This window comes from Sediminibacterium sp. (genome assembly GCF_030695065.1).
Lineage (GTDB): Bacteria > Bacteroidota > Bacteroidia > Chitinophagales > Chitinophagaceae > Sediminibacterium.
In genome coordinates this window covers 240,213-260,918 of record NZ_JAUYTR010000016.1, presented here as the reverse complement: position 1 = coordinate 260,918, position 20,706 = coordinate 240,213, and the positions used below count along the sequence as shown (strand labels likewise).

At 35.7% G+C, this 20,706-nt stretch carries 17 protein-coding genes, 1 tRNA gene and 1 pseudogene; 12 read left to right on the top strand and 7 right to left on the bottom strand.

From position 1 onward, the window contains the following. Window positions 1–14: 14 nt before the first annotated feature. Both Q8S25_RS08065 and Q8S25_RS08060 read right to left on the bottom strand, forming a co-directional pair. Window positions 15–3,143 (bottom strand): SusC/RagA family TonB-linked outer membrane protein, encoded by a 3,129-nt coding sequence (locus Q8S25_RS08065; RefSeq protein WP_305536577.1) that lies wholly within the window; start codon window positions 3,141–3,143, stop codon window positions 15–17. 182 nt (window positions 3,144–3,325) lie between these two features. Continuing rightward, on the bottom strand, window positions 3,326–4,072 hold the full coding sequence (locus Q8S25_RS08060; protein WP_305536575.1) for a DeoR/GlpR family DNA-binding transcription regulator: 747 nt from the start codon (window positions 4,070–4,072) through the stop codon (window positions 3,326–3,328). Between the two features lie 89 nt (window positions 4,073–4,161). Between Q8S25_RS08060 and dnaG the strand changes: the two genes are divergently transcribed. Continuing rightward, on the top strand, window positions 4,162–6,090 hold the full coding sequence (gene dnaG / locus Q8S25_RS08055) for a DNA primase (RefSeq protein ID WP_305536573.1): 1,929 nt from the start codon (window positions 4,162–4,164) through the stop codon (window positions 6,088–6,090). Window positions 6,091–6,174: 84 nt separating this feature from the next. Here the strand turns inward: dnaG and dnaK are convergent, their stop codons facing one another. Next, on the bottom strand, window positions 6,175–8,070 hold the full coding sequence (gene dnaK / locus Q8S25_RS08050) for a molecular chaperone DnaK (RefSeq protein ID WP_305536571.1): 1,896 nt from the start codon (window positions 8,068–8,070) through the stop codon (window positions 6,175–6,177). 164 nt (window positions 8,071–8,234) lie between these two features. After that, window positions 8,235–8,735 (bottom strand): GtrA family protein, encoded by a 501-nt coding sequence (locus tag Q8S25_RS08045; RefSeq protein WP_305536569.1) that lies wholly within the window; start codon window positions 8,733–8,735, stop codon window positions 8,235–8,237. A 35-nt stretch (window positions 8,736–8,770) separates the two neighbouring features. Between Q8S25_RS08045 and argS the strand changes: the two genes are divergently transcribed. The 10 genes and pseudogenes from argS (at window position 8,771) to Q8S25_RS08000 (ending at window position 17,875) form a co-directional block, all read left to right on the top strand. Next, the gene (gene argS, locus Q8S25_RS08040; protein ID WP_305536567.1) at window positions 8,771–10,582 is read left to right on the top strand and encodes an arginine--tRNA ligase; all 1,812 of its coding nucleotides are present in this window, start codon (window positions 8,771–8,773) and stop codon (window positions 10,580–10,582) included. A 36-nt stretch (window positions 10,583–10,618) separates the two neighbouring features. Further along, a tRNA-Leu gene (locus Q8S25_RS08035) sits at window positions 10,619–10,702 on the top strand. A 307-nt stretch (window positions 10,703–11,009) separates the two neighbouring features. Beyond that, window positions 11,010–11,831, top strand: a complete 822-nt coding sequence (locus Q8S25_RS08030; protein WP_305536565.1) for a DUF5694 domain-containing protein — start codon at window positions 11,010–11,012, stop codon at window positions 11,829–11,831. 70 nt (window positions 11,832–11,901) lie between these two features. After that, entirely contained in the window at window positions 11,902–12,699 is a 798-nt protein-coding gene (locus Q8S25_RS08025; protein WP_305536563.1) for an SDR family oxidoreductase, read from the top strand. A 27-nt stretch (window positions 12,700–12,726) separates the two neighbouring features. Next, window positions 12,727–13,167: a VOC family protein gene (locus tag Q8S25_RS08020; protein WP_305536561.1), complete on the top strand. Its 441-nt coding sequence runs from the start codon at window positions 12,727–12,729 to the stop codon at window positions 13,165–13,167. Window positions 13,168–13,170: 3 nt separating this feature from the next. Further along, window positions 13,171–13,551: pseudogene (locus tag Q8S25_RS14725) on the top strand (VOC family protein); the annotation flags it as partial. A gap of 198 nt (window positions 13,552–13,749) precedes the next feature. Beyond that, entirely contained in the window at window positions 13,750–14,085 is a 336-nt protein-coding gene (locus Q8S25_RS14720; protein ID WP_371131587.1) for a PH domain-containing protein, read from the top strand. Then, a complete protein-coding gene (locus tag Q8S25_RS08010; protein WP_305536557.1) occupies window positions 14,066–15,535 on the top strand; it encodes a PH domain-containing protein in 1,470 nt (489 codons plus the stop codon). The genes Q8S25_RS14720 and Q8S25_RS08010 overlap by 20 nt, the downstream gene beginning before the upstream one ends. A gap of 50 nt (window positions 15,536–15,585) precedes the next feature. After that, the gene (locus Q8S25_RS08005; RefSeq protein WP_305536555.1) at window positions 15,586–16,785 is read left to right on the top strand and encodes a DUF2130 domain-containing protein; all 1,200 of its coding nucleotides are present in this window, start codon (window positions 15,586–15,588) and stop codon (window positions 16,783–16,785) included. A gap of 58 nt (window positions 16,786–16,843) precedes the next feature. After that, window positions 16,844–17,875, top strand: a complete 1,032-nt coding sequence (locus Q8S25_RS08000; protein WP_305536553.1) for a hypothetical protein — start codon at window positions 16,844–16,846, stop codon at window positions 17,873–17,875. A gap of 1 nt (window position 17,876) precedes the next feature. On the opposite strand, the gene Q8S25_RS07995 is transcribed toward Q8S25_RS08000, so the two are convergent. Beyond that, complete coding sequence (locus Q8S25_RS07995; protein ID WP_305536551.1) at window positions 17,877–18,512, bottom strand: 4'-phosphopantetheinyl transferase superfamily protein; 636 nt, start codon at window positions 18,510–18,512, stop codon at window positions 17,877–17,879. 68 nt (window positions 18,513–18,580) lie between these two features. Between Q8S25_RS07995 and dcd the strand changes: the two genes are divergently transcribed. Beyond that, the gene (gene dcd / locus Q8S25_RS07990; RefSeq protein WP_305536549.1) at window positions 18,581–19,117 is read left to right on the top strand and encodes a dCTP deaminase; all 537 of its coding nucleotides are present in this window, start codon (window positions 18,581–18,583) and stop codon (window positions 19,115–19,117) included. Here dcd and Q8S25_RS07985 read toward each other — a convergent pair. Continuing rightward, window positions 19,114–19,587, bottom strand: a complete 474-nt coding sequence (locus tag Q8S25_RS07985; RefSeq protein WP_305536547.1) for a TspO/MBR family protein — start codon at window positions 19,585–19,587, stop codon at window positions 19,114–19,116. The genes dcd and Q8S25_RS07985 overlap by 4 nt on opposite strands. Beyond that, window positions 19,574–20,689, bottom strand: coding sequence for a DUF3810 domain-containing protein (locus Q8S25_RS07980; protein WP_305536545.1), 1,116 nt, complete (start codon window positions 20,687–20,689; stop codon window positions 19,574–19,576). The genes Q8S25_RS07985 and Q8S25_RS07980 overlap by 14 nt, the downstream gene beginning before the upstream one ends. Window positions 20,690–20,706 lie beyond the last annotated feature (17 nt).

Genomic DNA, 20,706 nt, shown 5'->3' with positions numbered 1-20,706 from the left:
GCTATTTTTTCAAGTTAAAAACCTACTCTTACACCAAAGTTTACACCAATGGGTGTAGCAAGGGTTCCATAATCAAAACCAAATGCTCCTACTCCTCTTGTAGCAGCTGTGTTTCCACTAACTTGAGGATCAGCACCCATATAATTGGTGATTAAGAACAAATCGTTTCCTGTGATAAAAATGCTGGCCGATTTTACGCCATTCAAGTTCCTTAAAGTACGTTCAGTTAAAGAATAGCTTAAAGTAATATCGCGCATTCTTAACCAATTCACATTCTTCTGAATAAAGGCTTCTTCAGGCATAACTAAAGCTGTATAATAAGCATCATTGTAAGCAGGAATAACCGAAATGGTGTTTTTTGTAGGAGTTGCAGAGTTTGCAAATCCGTCATTTAATACTCCATCAATTACTCTTGGAGTGAAACGATCAATGGTTCTATTGCTTCTGCCAATGCTGGTTAACATCATTTCGTTGGCATTAAATATATCTCCACCCACTTTCAAATCCCATAAGAAACTCAAACGCCAGTTTTTGTATCGGAATGAGTTTTGAATTCCTAAAGTAAATGCTGGATTACGATCACCTCTAAGTTTAAATAACTGCTCGGCAAAAGGAAGACCTGTTGATGGGTTAATTAAAATTTGTCCAGCAGTATTTCTTGCATAACCCCATGACGCAATACCAGTAGTTGGGCTACCTAATCCTAGTACGCTCGCACGAGCATTACCATATAACCAGGTATCAGAAATATAAAATTCAGATACGTTTGCAGGGAATCCAACAACCGCGTTCCACATTTTATTAAAGTTCAAGCGAGTATTCCAACCAAAGTCTTTTTTCTGCACTACTTGGTAATCTATTGCAACTTCAACGCCTTCATTTCTGGTACTAGCAGCATTCTGCGTATTTAGTACAAACCCAGTACCATAACTCAAACGCATATTTTCAATGATTTGACCTTTGGTTAGCGTATTATAATAAGTTGCATCAATACTCAATCTGTTTTTCAAAAATTTGAATTCAGTACCAATTTCATAAGTACTTTGACGCTCAGGTTGTAAGTCTGGATTATTATTGGTGAAACCGTAAGAATATGCTGGACCATTTGAACTACCAAAATTGTTTACAAAAACCGATTGGGTTGAATAAGCAGAATTTAAACGAGCAGTATTCGCCATTGATCCTCTCAATTTCCAATAATTAAATACGCCGCTTTTCTTTAATCCAGGTAAGATATCGGTCATGATGGCGCTTAAACTTAAACCAGGATAGTTGTAATTTCTATTCTGAGAAGGTAAAGTAGAAGCAGATTCAAAACGGTGTGAATAGTTAAAGAATAATAAATTCTTATAGCTTAATGCCAATTCGCCAAAGAAAGCGATTTGCCTAATTACTCTAAGATTGGGTTCGCCGTATTCATTACGAAGTAATCTTCTTCTAGTATTTGGAGCTGTATTATTACTATCTGTTCTATTTGGATCTGCAACATTATTACCAGTTACTGCAAATACTTCTGTTCTATAATCTTGCCACATGGTACCAGCCATAGCACGTACACTAAAGTCTCCAAAAGTTTGTTTGGCGGTAGCGTTAATGGTATGGTTATATCCTTTATAAGTATTCCAGTAATTATCCTGAGAACCTCTTACAGCTGTTGATACAAAGAAAGACTGTGGGTGGAAATTCTGGTACCCAATTGTTTTATAAGTATCGTATCCAAAACGTCCGGTGATGCTTAACCATTTGGTTGGATTAATATTTATACCTAATGATGAAAACAAACGGTCTGTTTGATCGCGACCTCTATTATTCTCTACGTTCCATAATGGATTGTCTACTTCTCCATTGGCATTAGCAGAGAACAAAGGCAATTTATTACCACCATCATCTTCAGACTTAGTAACATCAACCGTATTGGGATATTGCATTAATCCAATCAAATAACCACCGGCAGAGCGCAATACTTTAGCAGTATTGGTTCTAGTGTATGCAACAGCTGGGGTAATTTCTAACCATTTACCAATCTTAGTAGTATTGCGTAAGCTTAAATTAATTTTTTCTTGGTCATTGTTTGGCACAACTCCCTCCTGCTTTACATAAGAAGCGGAGAAACGGAAAATGGATTTTTTGATACCAAAGTCTACACCAAGGTTATGCGTTTGAGATTTACCGTTTCTAAAAAATGAACCAATATTATCGTACAATCTTGTTCCACTTGGGTAAGCAGGTCCAAAATAACGGAAGATATTACTAGGCAAAGTATTGGTACCATTTGTATAACCATCAAAAGTTGGGGGGAAACGATTCAACACTTGAATTCTAAAAGCATTGTCATATTGTACTGCTAGTTTGCTGGTTTTCGCTTTTCTTGTAGTAATAACAATTGCACCAGAACTAGCTTGGCTACCATACAATGCGGTAGCTTCAGGTCCTTTTAATACAGTTACGTTTTCTATATCATTTGGGTTTAAATCGGAAACCCTGTTGCTATAATCACTACCTCTATTAGGACGATCAGAAGCTAAACCTACGCTTCTACCACCATCAGAAGTTTCATCAAAAGAAGAGTTATCCATGATTACCCCGTCTACCACAAACAATGGTTGGTTGCTTAAAGACAAAGAGTTAAATCCACGAAGTACAATTTGAGAAGATGCCCCAACGGTACCTGAAGTTGGATTCACAGTTAAACCCGCAACTCTACCTTGTAAACTGTTCACAAAGTTATCACGTTGGGTTTCCTGAATTTCAGCCCCCTTTACTTGTTGAGTAGAGTAACCCAACTCACGTGGCTTTCTTTTCTGGTCCATCGCTACTACCACTACATCTTCTAATTCAGAAGATTCAGCTCTTAAGCGAACGATTATTTTTTGATCATCTTTAATTGATACACGCTGAGATTCAAATCCCAGAGAAGTAATCAATAAGGTTTGACCTTTTGATGCTTTAATGGTAAAATTACCTTTGGCATCTGTTTTGGTTGCAACGGTTTTGCCTACTACACGGATGGAAACAGACTCCAATGCAGAGCCTTTTTCTAAATCGGATACATTACCTGTTATGGTAATATCCTGTGCAGAGACTTTCATCACAAGGAAGAAAAGCAAGAAAGCAATCCTCCAGGCATAAGCGAGTTTTCTCATAACTACAGTGTTTGGTTCATTGACAAAATTTACTTGCAAAAAGCTGCAAAAAATTTTAGCATTTCGTTAATCAATTAATTGATGGCATAAATATATGGTTAATCATCTGTTAAAACCATAAAAATCACAGCAAAATAATGCACATTTTTTTGCGGGTATTAACCGAGTCGCATTAATTTTTATTATAATATAGCTAAGCCACGCTTAGCATAAGGCAATAGTTTTTCATCAGAAGGGGCTAACTCGGTTATTAAGATATCTACTTGGTCAAGTGCGCAAACTTGTAAACGTTGAGTAGAATTGAGTTTTTCTGATATTGCTAATGATACCGTTTTTTGGGCACAAGCAATCATGGCTTTTTTCACTTCAATGATTTCCCACTCTAAATCGGTAATACCAAAGTTCAAATCGATACTATTGGTACCCAATAAACATAGGTCGGCTTTAATTTGTCCAAATCTTTGAACTACCTCTGCTCCAACAGCCATTTGAGCGCTTTTCAATAATTTATTGCCAAAAAAAATGACTTCAGCATTGGGATGTTCCAATAATTCCAATGCAATGGGTACATTGGTAGTTACAAAAGTAGCATTAAGGTCTGGGGGGAGCATATTCACTAATTCACGCATAGTGGTTCCTCCAGATATGACCACCAACATGCCATCTTTAATTAAATCGATGGCTTTATGGGCTATGATTTTTTTCTCAGGTAAGGAATAAACTTGTTTGCTTTCTATGGTAAAATGAAAGGATTTGGCCAATGCGCCACCATGAACTTTAATTAGCTTTCCATCTTCGGCTAATTCTTGCAGGTCTCTGCGTACGGTGTCTTCTGAAATAGCTAATTGTACACACAAATCAGAGGATAATACTTTATTATGGATATTGATTTGCTGTATAATGTAAGCCTGTCGTTCTTTTTTAAGCATCTTTAAAATTAATGCGTTCCCGCATAATCACGCAAATAATTTTTATTTTGGCCTTTACAGTGCTGCTTACCTAATTTTGGTGTCCATTTATGATATCTCCCAACACGATACAACAAATTACCAGCAGAATAGACATTATTGATGTGGTAGGTGAGTTTGTTAAATTAAAGAAAAGAGGAACCAACTATTTAGGCCTCTGCCCTTTCCACGGCGAAAAATCACCTTCATTTACTGTTTCTCCAGCCAAGGAAATTTATAAATGTTTTGGATGTGGCAAAAGTGGCAATACCATTACTTTCTTAATGGAGCACGAAAAGTACAGTTATGTAGAAGCGCTCAAATGGTTGGCCACTAGATACAATATAGAAGTAGAAGAAACCCAGCAGTCACCTGAGCAACTGCAGCAAGTGCAAATGGCCGAGAGTTTGCATGCCATCAATTCATTTGCCCAACAATTTTTTGCTGAACAATTATTTAATTCTGAAGAAGGAAACCTAATTGCCCTCTCCTATTTAAAAGAAAGAGGCTTTAGAGAAGAAGTGCTGCGAAAATTTCAAGTCGGCTATAATCCCGAAGGAAAAGATGCATTAACCAAGGCCTTGGTTGCCAATCAATTTAATAAAGAGCTCTTACCTAAAACAGGATTGGTTGCTTTAAGAAACGAAGAATTGGTAGACAATTATAGGGGCAGAATTATTTTCCCTATTCATAATAATACTGGCAAAATTATTGGCTTTGGGGCACGCGTAATTGGCAAAGCAGATAGAGCGCCCAAGTATATTAATACCCCAGAAAACGAAGTTTACAGTAAAAGTAAAATCTTATATGGGTCTTATTTTGCAAGGCAAGCCATTGATAAAGCGGATGAGTGTTTATTAGTAGAGGGTTATACCGATGTGGTAAGCTTACACCAAGCAGGTATAGAAAATGTGGTGGCAAGTGGTGGTACTTCATTAACCATAGATCAATTAAGATTGGTAAAAAAGTACACCAATAATCTAACTATCATTTATGACGGTGATAGCGCAGGAATAAAAGCAGCACTGCGTGGATTGGACCTGGCTATTGAAGAAGGCCTCAACGTTCGGCTGGTATTGATCCCCGACGGAGAAGACCCTGATAGTTATGTAAATAAAGTGGGTGCAACTGCATTCAATGATTTCATAGCACAATCAAAGAAAGACTTCATCCTCTTTCAATTAGAAGTGCTGTTAAAAGAAGCAGGAAATGACGTTAATAAAAAGAGCAGTATTGTAAATCAAATTGCAGAAACGCTTAGTAAAATTAGCAAGGCAGAAGATTTTACTCGACAACAAGATTATATAAAACAGTGCGCACAGCTATTGCGAATAGACGAAGCTGGATTCACGAATTTGGTAAATAAGTTTAAGCGAGATAAAATTTCAAAAGAAGAGAAAAAACTGCCTTTTGATGAAGCACAATTTATTCAACAAGATTCGGCTCAAACCAACCAAGACTATGATGAAGGTCAACTACTTTTACAACAGGATGATCAGGTAGAAAAAAATGTAATTCGGGTATTGTTTGAATATGGTTTAAAAAACTACAGTGAAGAGCAAACCATTGCCGCATATATATTTGAGCAGTTGGAAAATTATCCTTTAGAAAACCCCGACTACGAAAAGTTAATAGAGTTATATAAGGATTGGTACAATAAAGGTTTAGAACCCACTACTAAATCTATGTTGTATCATGAAGACGAACAAGTGCGCCAATTATTGATTAATATTTCTATGTTCCCATTCGAATTAAGTAATCGTTGGGATGAAATATTGCCCAATATGAATATTGTAAATAAAGACATTTCAATAGCCGATACAGAAATGAGTTTGAATTATTTTAAACTCAGAAAGATTAAAAAAATGTTTGAGCAAAACCAACGAGACATGGAATTTGCTCCCTTTGAAGAGCAAATGAAATTAATTCAATTGCACAAACAATTAAAAGAATTTGAAATTGCCATCACCAAGCAATTAGGAACAGTGATACTTAGATAATAAAGCATTTATACGATTACCATATTAAATAAAAAAGCCCCGAGTAAATCAAATTACTCAGGGCTTTTAATTTATCTAGTTTGTTTATTTTACTTCTTCAAATTGTGCATCTTCAACCGTATCAGACTTAGGCTGCTCAGCACCACCGGCATCAGTACCTGGTTGAGCACCAGCATCTTGTTGCGCCTTATAGATGTCTTCGCTTGCTGCAGTCCAAGCAGCATTCATTTCTTCCATTGCAGCATCAATTGCAGGAATGTCTTGATTTTTATGTGCTTCTTTTAACTTAGTTAAAGCAGTTTCTATTGCACCTTTTTTATCGGCAGGAATCTTATCTCCAAATTCTTTGAATTGCTTCTCTGTTTGGAAAATCAAGCTATCTGCTTGGTTTAATTTTTCTACACGAGCTCTAGCTTCGTTATCAGCAGCTTCGTTGGCTTTAGCTTCCGCTTTCATTTTCTCTACTTCTTCTTTGCTTAAACCGCTACCTGCTTCAATTCTGATTTTTTGCTCTTTACCAGTTCCTTTGTCTTTCGCACTTACGTTTAATAAACCGTTTGCGTCAATATCAAAAGTCACTTCAATTTGAGGCACACCTCTTGGAGCTGGTGGAATTCCATCCAAGTTGAACATACCTAAGCTCTTATTCTGATTAGCCATCGGACGCTCGCCTTGTAATACATGAATTTGTACACCAGGTTGATTATCGCTAGCAGTTGAATATACTTCTGTTTTTTTGGTAGGAATAGTAGTGTTTGAAGCAATCATGGTAGTCATTACTCCACCCATGGTTTCGATGCCTAAGCTTAAAGGTGTAACGTCTAATAACAAAACATCTTTTACTTCACCAGTTAAAACCGCACCTTGAATAGCAGCACCTAAAGCAACTACTTCATCAGGGTTTACACTTCTGTTTGGTTTTTTACCAAAGAAGGTTTCAACAATTTCTTGTACTTTAGGAATACGAGTAGAACCTCCTACTAAAATTACTTCATCAATTTCAGATTTGCTGTAACCAGCATCTTTTAATGCAGCTTCGCAAGGCTTTAAACAACGAGCAAATAAGTTGTCTGCTAAAGCTTCAAACTTAGCTCTTGTTAACTTTAGTACCAAGTGCTTAGGAACACCATCTACTGCAGTGATATAGGGTAAGTTGATTTCAGTTTCAGAAGAAGAGCTCAATTCTACTTTTGCTTTTTCAGAAGCTTCTTTCAAACGTTGTAAAGCCATTGGGTCTTTACGCAAATCAATTGCTTCTTGAGATTTAAACTCATCTGCCAACCAGTCCATAATTACTTTATCGAAATCGTCACCACCTAAGTGCGTATCTCCATTGGTAGATTTAACTTCAAACACCCCATCTCCTAGTTCAAGAATAGAGATATCGAAAGTACCGCCACCTAAGTCGAATACTGCAATTTTTTGGTCAGCATGTTTTTTATCTAAACCATAAGCCAAAGCCGCAGCAGTAGGCTCATTCACAATTCTTCTAACATTTAAACCAGCAATTTCACCAGCTTCTTTGGTAGCTTGACGCTGTGCGTCATTAAAATAAGCAGGAACAGTAATAACTGCTTCGCTTACTTCATGACCTAGATAGTCTTCAGCAGTCTTTTTCATTTTCTGCAAAATCATTGCAGAAATTTCTTGTGGAGTGTACATACGATCTTCAATTTGTACTCTCACTGTATTGTTATCGCCTTTGGCAACTTGATAGCTCCAATGGCTAATTTCTTCGGTTACTTCGTCAAAACGACGACCCATGAAACGCTTTACACTGGTAATAGTGTTTTGAGGGTTAGTGATAGCCTGTCTTTTTGCAGGGTCTCCAACTTTTCTTTCTCCATTCTTTAAGAATGCTACTACCGATGGCGTAGTTCTACGTCCTTCGTCATTTGCAATGACTACAGGCTCATTACCTTCCATAACGGATACACAACTGTTGGTGGTTCCGAGGTCTATTCCAATAATTTTTGCCATAATATTTGTTTTCTATTACAGCTTATTATTCAATCATTATGCCACGGGTGGTAAACGTGAAATATTGTCAGCAAACGAAGTAAAAGGCCAATATTCGGCCATTTTAACTACCAAAAAGTCTGGTTGTACCTAATTTAAAGGTCATTTTAGCGGTTTGGGTGCCACTATTTTAAGGACTTGGCTTTGAATGTAAAGTTCTTTTGAGAGAAATAACTAAACATCACCACAAATACAGTAGTCAGTATTTTGGAAGGGGTTGGATACCAGCCGAAGCTGTCTACAAAAATCTTGAGGAAGATATAGTTGAGTAAAATACACCCAAATACCACTAGAAAGTATTTGCCCAATTGTTCTCTTTTTGTAACAGATGTTTCTTGAAAAACAACATACCTACTTAAATAGAAACCCGTAGGAAATGTGACAATAAAGCTCATCATAAAGGAAGCAATATGCCCACTGATGACTATATTACCCAATTGCACTGTAGACTTCACTAAGATATAATTATAGGCAATAAAAAAAAGGCCAATATCTAAAACGGTATTAAAGCCGCCACAAGCCGCATAACGATAGGTTTGTTTGGGCATTAGCTTTTGGAACATTGGATAGAACCAATCCACCACCGAAAGGATGAAATGACTAATGTATTTGTGCAGCTTTTGCATAACTGGCGGCGAAGGTAGCTTATAAATAGTTAGTTTTGCATCCCGAAATTGTTAAGATTATGAGTGTGGTAAATAGGATTAAACAAGCAGCAGCAAGCAGTATCCATCAGTTATATGGTTCCCCCGTGCAGCCAGAACAAGTGTTGGTAAATCAAACCAAACCTGAATTTGAAGGTGACTATACCGTGGTCTTATTTGCGTTTGTAAAAGAACTGAAGCAATCACCCGAGCAATTAGGACAAGAATTGGGCGCCGAAATGGTTGGGCGTTTTCCTGAATTATTTACTGCCTTTAATGTAGTTAAGGGATTTCTGAATTTAACCATAAATGTTAGCTATTGGTCGGGGTTTTTAATGAATCAATACAATGACCCTAAATTTGGCCACGCTGCTCCTATTGGTAATAAAGTAATGGTAGAGTATTCCTCGCCCAATACCAATAAGCCCTTACACTTAGGACATTTAAGAAACAATTTTTTGGGAAGAAGCATTGCAGAAATTTTAAAAGCTACAGGAAACGAAGTGGTTAAAACCTGCATTGTAAATGATAGAGGTATTCATATATGTAAAAGCATGATAGCCTGGAAGCGATATGCCAATGGAGCAACCCCTTTGAGCACCCAAATGAAAGGCGATCATTTTGTTGGAGATTATTATGTAAAATTCAATGATGCATATAAAACGGAAATTGCAGAATTAAAAGCAACTGGCCTTACAGAAGAACAAGCAGAGAAAGATGCACCCATCATGAAAGAAGCCCAGCAAATGTTATTAGACTGGGAAGCTGGAGACCCAGCTGTGATGGAGTTGTGGAAGAATATGAATGGATGGGTGTATGAAGGATTTGACGCTACTTATAAAAGGATTGGCACCGACTTCGACAAGGTTTATTATGAAAGCAATACCTATTTATTAGGCAAGGATTTAGTTGATAAAGGCTTAGCAGAAAAAGTATTTTATCAAAAGGAAGACCATAGTGTTTGGATCAATTTAACCAGCGATGGATTAGACGAAAAGTTGGTAAGACGTAAAGACGGAACATCGGTTTATATTACTCAAGACATTGGACTGGCCGAACAAAAGCAAAAAGAGTTCAATGCTAATCAAAGTATATATGTGGTGGGCGATGAACAGAATTATCACTTTAAAGTATTAAAGTTAATCTGTCAAAAGTTGAAACTCCCCTCTGCTGATGGCATAGATCATTTAAGTTATGGAATGGTAGAATTACCAACAGGTAAAATGAAAAGCAGAGAAGGCACTGTAGTAGATGCAGACGACTTAGTGGATGAAATGATCAAAATAGCTCGAGAGAAAACAGAAGAGTTGGGCAAAGTGAATGATTTTACAGAATTTGAAAGAGCTGAATTATATGATACCATTGGATTAGGGGCACTAAAGTTTTTCTTGTTAAGAGTAGACCCTAAGAAAAAAATGGTCTTTAATCCAGCAGAGAGTATTGACTTTCATGGATTCACAGGGCCATTTATTCAATATACCTATGCAAGAATCAGTAGTATTTTAAGGAAGTTGAATTATCAAGCTTTAACTGAATTAGTGGTTGATGCAAATGATACTTGGTTCCCATTAGAAAAAGAATTAATTGTAACCTTAGAACAGTTTCCAGCGGTATTAAAAGATGCAGGTACGGAACAAGATCCTTCTAAAGTGGCTATTTATATTTTTAATTTAGCAAAGACTTTTAGTTCATTTTACAGTGAGCATTCAATTGCAAATGCAGAGAGTAATTCTAAGCAACAATTGCGGATGATGTTATCTGTTTTAACTGCAACTGCTATTAAAAACGGAATGGAAGTATTGGGTATTAAAGTACCCGAGCGGATGTAAGAAAAATATTTTAATATTGCAGCCTATCATTTAGGCGCCCGGGTGTTGAAATTGGTAGACAAGCCACCTTGAGGTGGTGGTGCTGGAAACGGCGTGCTGGTTCGAATCCAGTCTCGGGCACAAAGACCCTGACACGAAGTGTCGGGGTTTTCTATTTGAATGCGTCAAAAGCTTGCTTTTGTAAGCATGAAAATGGGAAACCCTAGCAGCACCAAAGGTGCGGCAGGGGATTTGGGTAAGCCCCCCAATCAAGGAAGTCGGCGCAGCGAAGCGAAGCCGACAATCATTTTTAAAGGAGTAGTTGGCGAAGCCGACAATCATTAATAAATGCGAATTGCATCTAACTATATAGGCGAAAAATTTAGATTCAGTTATATAGTGTAACATTTATGAATTGTTGATCGTACTATAATAATAACTTAATATTATGAAAGTATTTTTAACAATTTTGTTGGCACTTTTTTTCTCATCATTAACTGCTCAATCCTCTAAAACAGAAGTAATGACATTGGGGGTTTTTCATTTTAATTTTCCAAATTTAGATGTAAACAAGATTAACAAGAGTGACCAAATTGATGTACTCGAACCAGTTTTTCAAAATGAAATAGAGGACATTGTGAATAAAATAGCAAGATTTAAACCCACTATTGTTATTATTGAAAGACAACCTTCAGAACAGCCGAAAATTGATTCTATTTTTCAACAATATTTAGCAGGTAATTATCAACTTAAGAGAAGCGAAGAGGAACAGATTGGATTTAGATTAGCAAAACGTTTTGGATTGAAGAAGCTTTACTGTGTTGATGAATGGGGAAATTTTAATAACAAAATCAATCAAATCTTAAATGGAAAAGACAGTATAGAATCTAAAAAATTTGAAGCATATTTTGAAAATAATCCCGACAAGCCAAAACGTTTTATAAATACAACCCAATTTAAAACAATTGGAATTTTAGCATCCTTACGGGAATATAACGACGAAATAAACATAAAAAGAAGTTTGGGGAACTATTTAATAGGTCTCTTTAAGTATGAGTCTCAGGAAAAGGATTTTACTGGGGTTGATTTTGAAACAGGAAGGTGGTTTAATAGAAATTTAAAAATCTTTAGGAATATACAGCGGATTGAAGTTAATTCCTCTGATAAGATTCTGATAATTTATGGTGCGGGGCACTTAAATTTACTTAATTACTTTTTTGATTGCTCCCCAGAATTTATGCGTGTAAATACAAATAATTTTCTAAAATAAAAGCCCAACCATTAATATCTGTCTTATTCATCAGCTTTAGTTCAAATAATTTTACTAAATTAAACCTGAAATGACAAGTACAAAAGACAAAGTTGTATGGATTACTGGAGCTTCTTCTGGGATTGGTAAAGCAATGGCCTTTGAGTGGGCAAGATTGGGTTATAAAGTGATACTTTCTGCTAGACGGAAAGAATTATTAGATGCAATTGCACTAGAGATTAATCTATCAGGTGGAGAATCATTGGCTGTGTTTGTTGATATTATGGATGAGAATTCAATTGAGACAGCAGTTCAACATATCATTAACTATTGGGGACGAATTGATATTGTGATTGCAAATGCAGGTTTTGGCGTTTTTGGATCAATAGATAAATTAACTGCAAAGGATTGGAATAGACAATTACAAGGTAATGTGATAGGATTAGCATTAACAGTAAAATATGCACTCCCCTACTTGAAATTAAACAAAGGTCGTATTGGATTAGTGGGTAGCGTTGGCGCATTTCTTCCTAATCCATATGTTGGAGCATATGGTGCTTCAAAAGCTGCAGTTCATTCAATAGGACTAACCTTACAAGTTGAGTTATTGGGTACTGGTGTAAGTTGCACAACCCTACATCCTGGTTTCGTGGTTTCGGAAATTGCTAGGGTTGATAATGAGGGTCAGTGGCATCCTGATCGTCAAGATCCACGTCCAACTAAATTAATGTGGCCAACAGATAAAGCGGCGAAAGTTATGGTGAAAGCTATAATCAAGCGAAAAAGAAATTATGTTTTCACAACACATGGTAAATTTTTTGTTTGGTTACAACAATGGTTGCCTAGCTTGGTGAGAACAATCGTTTCAAAAGGGCCTAAACCTGAATAAAAATAAAACCACTTTATAATTAGCTATATGGCACAAATTAATCCCTACATTCATTTTAATGGAAATGCAGAAGAAGCATTTCAGTTTTATAAATCTGTTTTTGGAGGTGAGTTTGCTATGGTAATGCGTTTTAAGGATATGGCTTTTGAGGGAAGCATCACCAATGAAAGTGAATCAAATAAGATCATGCACATTGCATTGCCAATTGGTAAAAAAGATATTTTAATGGGTAGTGATACACCTGAAGCCCTTGGAGTTCACAATTTGATGGAAACCAGAAGTAAAATCTCTATCAGTGCAGAAAGCAAAGAGGAAGCAGACCATTTGTTTAATGGGTTATCTGCAGACGGTCAAGTTGAAATGCCTATTTCTGATAGTCCATGGGGCTCCTACTTTGGAATGTTTAGAGATAAATATGGAATTGAATGGATGGTAGATTATGATCCAAAATATAAAGGAAGCATTTAACCAATGAAACAACATTTAGCACATATAGCCATTGTTGTAGACGACTACGATGAAGCCATTGCATTTTATACAGAGAAACTACATTTCGAATTAATTGAAGACACCGTTTTAAGCGAAACTAAGCGCTGGGTTAAAGTAAGACCGAAGGGGTCTAATGAATGTTGTTTACTATTAGCTAAAGCAGCAAATGGTGAGCAAAAGAGTAGAATTGGGAATCAAACAGGGGGAAGAGTTTTCTTATTCTTGTATACTGATGATTTTAAAAGAGATTATCAGAACCTAATTGATATGGACATCAAAATAGTTAGAACGCCTAGCCATGAGGAGTATGGCACAGTAGCGGTATTTGAAGACTTATATGGAAATCTTTGGGACTTAATTGAACCAATTAGGCATACAAATAATCAAATTCCGCATTTGGAAATTCCACAATATGCGCGTGTTACTTTACAACCAGTAGAACAGGCATACAAGAATGTATTATACATTAATTGGTTTATTGCTTATACTTTTTTATTTGCCATCTTGATAACACTATTTATTTTCATAAGCGCATTACATATTACTTGGTTAATTTACTTAGTGGTGGCGACCCTGCTTCTACTTATTTCAATCACGATTGCCGCTGTTGAAATTGGTTTTAAAAATAAAGGATGGGCAATTAGAGAAAAAGATATTCAATTCAAAAAAGGTTGGCTATTTCAAACCACCCATGTTATTCCATTCAATAAAGTTCAGCATTGTGAGTTGGTTAGTGGCCCTATAGGCAGAAAATATGGTTTAGCTTCTATTAGAATTAATACGGCATCAAGTAACAATATTGATATAAGTATTAAGGGGCTTAAACAAGAAACTGCAGAACAATTGAAAGCCTTTATTATGGAAAAAATTGAAGCGCATGAACACCAGCAAATTTGATTGGTCTATTCCACAAAGGCTTTCTCCAGTTGCATTGCTATTCATACTCTTAAAAGTCATTAAAGCTAGTTGGCCACTTGTTTTGATAGTAATTGGCAGAATAATCATTAATGAACAAAATGAAGCAAAAACTAATACGAGTGTTGGCATCTTTTTTATTCTAGGAATTTCCCTATTAATATTATTAATTCATATTAGCCAACTGATTAATTTTTTCTTTTTTCGAATTTACATTTTAGGGTCTGAATTAATAGTTACAGGTGGTTTGATAACAAAAACAAAAACCATTGTGCCAATAAATAGAGTGCAATCCGTTCACTTAATAGAAACCTATTTGCATAAATTGACGAATACCTGCGAATTGAAGATTGAAACAGCGGGTACTGATGCAACAGAAATTGAAGTACAAGCCATCAGTAAAGAGAAAGCATTATTGCTGCAAACTTTATTGCAAAGTTCAATAGCAGAAAAAAATGTAAATATAGCTGAAGAGCCGCAACAGCTTATAGGAATTCAGTTTCTCGATTTACTTAGATTAGCCATCTCAGAAAACCATATAAGAACCTTCTTAATTATTCTAGCTTTTGCTTATTCAAGATTGGAAGATTTAAAACAATTATTTGGGTTTGATGCATCAGATATAATTGACGAACAAGTTGATATAGCAGCTTTTTCTTTATCGGGGTTTTTAACCATATTGATTGCAGGCTTGTTTTTCACATTACTAGTTTCATTTATTAGAGTTATGCTCCGATATCATGAAATGACTATTATTTCTACCATAAAAGGGTTTCAAATGGAATGGGGATTCCTACAAACCCAACAAAAAATGCTCTTTCAAAATAAGGTTCAATTGATTAGCTGGAACAATAATTTTATTAGAAGAATATTAGGGATTAAAATACTTCGGTTTTATATGGCTGGAGAAGACATAAACCTAACAAAGCAACATATTCAGCTACCGGTGATGCGTCCCCATTTATTGTATCAATTAGTATCACCATATCAAGCAGTTTGGCCATCTTCCAATGCTATATTAAATAATGTACACCCATCATATGGATGGAGAAATACCCTATTATTCGTTTTGCCAATAACCATTGGGAGTAGTATAGCCATCTTTTTTTGGAATCCATGGTATATCATTTTCCCTTTTTTAATATTGATTTATTTGGCCTTGTCCAATTGGGTTAAATATCAAAAGTTTAGGTTTTGGTATAATGAAAACTCAATTCAAATTCAAAAAGGTATTTGGGGCGAAGAAAATGTATTGCTCAATTTCAATAAGACTCAACATGTAATGGTTAAAACAACTCCTTTTCAGCGGCGAAAAAATCTTGCAAGCATTGAATTGCACACTGCAGGTGAAACAGTAACCATTCCTTATATCTCATTAGAACAAGCTCAATACATAGCAGACTTAGCCTTAGTTAATGTGCAGTTTCACTAAACTAAATCAGTTCTTTGTTTTTTAATACCTTCACAGCAGAAAATTTGTATATGTCTAGTTTTATTATAACCTGCCCTAATTGTAGTCACCAGTTTGAACCTGGAGATACCATGCGTGATGAAATTGAGAAAGAACTGCGTGGTAAAATGAAAGAATGGCAAAAGAAAAAGGAGATTGAAACTGCTGAACTACTAGAGGTAGAAAAGAAGAAAATGCAAACAGAAATGCAAGAGGCAGTTAAAAAATCATTGGCTGCAGATTACGAAAATCAACTAAAATTATTACAACAAGAAGCCGCAGAAAATGCAGAGAAGTTAAAAGAATCTAGAAGAAAAGAATTAGAATTCTTACAAAAGGAACAAGCTCTTAAAACACGAGAGGAAGAAATGCAATTGACTATTCAACGTCAATTATTAGAAGAGCGGTCTAAATTAAAGGAGCAGTTACAAAAAGAAGAATCTGAAAAAATAAGCCTTAAAGAACAAGAGTTCCAACTAAGAACAAAAGAGCTAGAAAAACAAATTGAAGACCAGAAAAAGCTGGTTGAAGAAATGCGCAGGAAGTCTGAGCAAGGCAGCATGCAGTTGCAGGGTGAAGTACAAGAATTGATGTTAGAGGAAATGTTGCAATCTACCTTTCCGTTCGACAAAATTGAAGAAGTTGGTAAAGGTGTTCGTGGTGCAGATTGTGTTCAAATTGTGCGAAATCAATTTGGCAATGAGTCTGGTAAAATTATTTACGAGAGCAAACGTACCAAAGATTTTTCCAATGAATGGATTGAGAAATTAAAAAAAGACATGCGAAGTCATGGCGCAGATGTGGCAGTTATTGTAACCCAAACTTTCCCTAAAGACATGGAACGATTTGGAGAAAAAGACGGGGTATATATCTGTACCTTTAATGAAGTTAGAAGTGTGGCCTTATTGCTTAGAAATGCGTTGTTGAAAATTGCAGATGCGCGTAAAAGTCAAGAGAACAAGGGCGATAAAATGGTCATGCTTTACGACTATTTAACAGGTACCGAGTTTAGTGAACAATGGAAAGCCATTAGAGAGGGGTTCATGAGTATGCGTCAGAGTATTCAAAAAGAACGAGATACTATGGAACGACTTTGGAAGGCTCGCGAAAAGCAATTAGAGAAAGTGTTATTGAATGCTGCCCATATACAAGGCTCAGTAGAAGGAATTGCTGGAGCAGATGCGGTTAACTTGAATTTATTAGAAGACAATGATACCATGTTAATTGATTAATTTCTTTGACCATATTAACCCAGAAGGTAAAGCGAATATCCCTTCAAAAAGGAAACCTATGTTTCCCATTAAGGAAGACTTACGTCATTACTTAAAGCGATATGGAAGAGAGGTTCTACTCCCCTTTAGCTACCAAGATTTACAAAGGTTTACTTATACTACTCCATTAAAAGACAAAAATGGAAAAGATACTGCTTGGGAGCAGGTTTCTTATGATATGCGCGAATGGGATTTTCTCAGAAAAAGTCTAGTAAAAGTTTATGCCATTTTAAAAACAGAAGGTGATTTAAGTTTTGCCAATCACTTGGATGTAGCAAGAATTGACTACTGTTATTTTGGTAATAGTCAACCTTTTCGCATTAGGATTGTAAACAAGTTTAACGACAATTACGATCATTATTACATTAAAAGAGCTGATGCAAGTAGAATATATGGATTAGAATTAGAACATATTCTCTCTCCCAATCGCATTACTTACTTTACTAGTAAAGACACTTTAATTGAGGAACATATTCCAGGTATACCAGGCGATTTATTTATCCAAGATTATATAGAAGCTGAAAACACTAACAAAATAAGGCTAGCCAAAGAGTTTGTCAAATTTAATGAGCGATGTTTTGTTCAGTTATTGGGCGATATGCGTTCCTATAATTTTGTTGTTAATATTATTCCAGACATCGAAGACTTCCAATACCGAATAAGGGCCATCGATTTTGATCAGCAATCTTATGAAGGCCGTAAAAATTTATACCTACCACAATTTTTTAAAGACAATCAAGCATTAGTGAATATGGTATTGAAACACTTAGATAAACAGTCTATAGAACAATACCAAGCAGAGGAAAAAACAATGATGACATTTCGATTGGTTTCTTCCCGTTACCGAGTTAAAGAAATTTTAGATATCATGGATGATGATCAAATTTCTACAGATGAAAAAATTGCAGAATTAAGAGAATCTTTGTTCGTCCACTTTAATAATCCACAATATTTGAAAGCCCGCACCATGGGACAGTTATTAAAAACCCATTTAAAATGTTCGTTAAGGAAATACTTAAAGAAAATGCCCAAGACAGGAAAATACGAATAAATTAATCATTGTTTACCCAAACCAAACTCAACTCATTCGTTAACCGATAATGCAATTGCAAAGAAGCAATAAAATCTTCTTTTCTAAAAATAGCTTTTAAAATACCACTTGCTTTTAAGTCTGCCGCTTCAACTTGCATACAATCACTGAAATCAATATCGCCCCTTCCCCACCATTTAAACATAGCTTCTTTTGCACTCCATAACAAAGTGAGTGTGCGGAATTTTTCTTGTTCTTCTAACGATTCAATATTCCAATTTTCTAATTCTGAAACATGCAGGAATTTATGCCTGATTTTGTTCACACGGTGGGTTACCATTTCTACATCTACCCCTACTCTTTGGGTTGAACTAACAATGGCTGCAGCATAATCCCCGCAATGAGAAATTGAAAAATGATAGGCTTCATTGGGTAAATAGGGTTTACGGGTATCTGCTATTTGAATTAACTCACTGGGAAAATCTGGATACAAATAAGGGAGCAAAAACCTGCCAGCCAAATGCTGTAATCGTTTGTGGGGGTGGGTTACCTGCTGTTGTATGGTTACTTTTTGGTTAAAAAATGACTCCGTTTCATCAATCTTCCAAACGGCTAATTGAGTAAAATCGTTGATATTTTGTTGATAATAGATGGGCACAAAAAGATTTTAGCGTATACATTGCAGAATTAGCATTTTTTTGCAATTCAACAGTAAAATTAACGGTAATGATTTTAAGTGATCTACGCATTTTAGAAGAAATTGAAAAAGGGACTATTAAAATTGAACCTTACAATAGAACCGACCTGGGAAGTAATAGCTATGATGTTCATTTAGGCAAATGGTTAGCTACTTATACCGATGAAGTGTTGGATGCTAAAAAACACAATACCATAACTTACTTTGAAATTCCTGAAGAAGGGTATGTTTTGCATCCAAGTGGATTTTACTTAGGTGTTACCGAAGAGTATACGGAGACCCATGCACATGTTCCTTTTTTAGAAGGTAAATCTTCTACAGGGAGACTGGGCATTGATATCCATGCAACTGCCGGAAAAGGCGATGTGGGTTTTTGCGGTAACTGGACCTTAGAAATCTCTTGCAAACAACCCGTTCGTGTTTACAAAGGCATGCCCATTGGTCAATTAATTTATTTCCCAGTTGACGGAGAAATTGGGGTAAAATACAATCAAAAAGGAAATGCCAAATACAGCGGCCAACCCAATAAGCCTATTGAGAGCATGATGTGGAAGAATCAATTTTAATTTAATTGCCAGATGCTGCCATTTAGTATACTAGCAAAACTTACCCATAATAAGTAAGGAATTAATAACACAGCAGCAAGAATGGATAATTTCCTGAATTGCACTATCGTAAGTATAATAAACAACCACATTGCAATAATTTCTACCAATGCCCATCCAATTTGGTGCATAGAAAAGAAAATAATTGACCAACAAAAATTCAATATAAATTGAATAATGAATATTCGAATGGCCTGGGTTCTGGTTGCACTAACGGGTAATTTCCAAATAAGGTAAAAGCTAATACCCATTAAAACATACAAAGTAGTCCACATTGGGCCAAATATCCAATTGGGCGGGTTGAAAGAAGGTTTATTTAGTCCAGCATACCAGTTAGGTATTTCTGCAATGGTAAAAATGCCCCCAAGTGACCCAAGCCCAACAGTTGCAACAATGGATATGACTAGTTTTTGTGTATTACTTATTTTCATTTTTTCTTTTTTGAAAACTGATTAACCATGCTACTACTTCATTATAACTTTCTATTCCAGCCATTTGTTGATTCATTTTTAGAAATTGATCGTAAACGTTATTACTAATAGGACTAATATAATTACGTCGATTGTAAAAAAAATCACGAATATCTTTTCGATCTTTTTTAACCAATGAATCCATTCTATTGCGATTGTTTTTTACAACCTGGTCAAATGCAGCAAAGTTTTCTTTTGCATACAAAAGGTACTGTTCATTAAACGAATAATTCAATAAATCTAAATACATTGAATATTGCAAAAAAGGATTCGTACTCGATTTTGCTGCCAGGAAGCCTACAAAGCTGGCTTCGCTTTCACTTGCGTAACCAATTTGATGACCTACTTCATGGCAAATGATAAACAAATTTAAAATACCTGGCAAGTCATTTCTTAAATGAGCTTCTCCTGTAAAAGGATTATAGTAACCAGAAAAACCAATATAATCTGCAATAGGTTCAAACAAACTAAATTTTACAGACGCAATATTTGTACTTAAAAAAGGATATTGAATAGAGGCTTTAGTGAATGCGTATTGAGCATCTTTAATTAATTGAGTTTTACTGAAAACAGGTAAATCACCTGAACCTATTTTTCTTCTATAATAATTTGCAGAATCAATTAATCCATTCGTTAATTCGGTTATTTCCTCTTGACTATATACGGTGGGATTTAAACCTAACTGTAGCGCAATTCCTCCTTTTTTGTAATTGAACCCCCAAAATACTTGAAACAGCATATAACCAATTAAGCTCATTTGAACCATTCGGTTTATACCAGACCAGAAAAAGGCCGAGCGCTGGTTTGCTCGTAAAAAACGAGAACACCACCTTATAAAAAGGACAATGAAATAGATGATTAATCCAGCATAAAGAAAATCTCCAAGGCTAAAAGGGAAAAAATTTGACCCTCTTTTTAAAAAATTAGACCAAAGTGGATAAAATTTTACTACATACCAGTTTTCCACAAACCAAGTAGATTGGCCTGCTAAATAGGTTAAAACGCCTCCAAGAAGCAGCAAAAAGGTCTTTTTTATCTTTTTTTCATCTATTATTAGCTGCATATTTGCTTAGTTCTAAG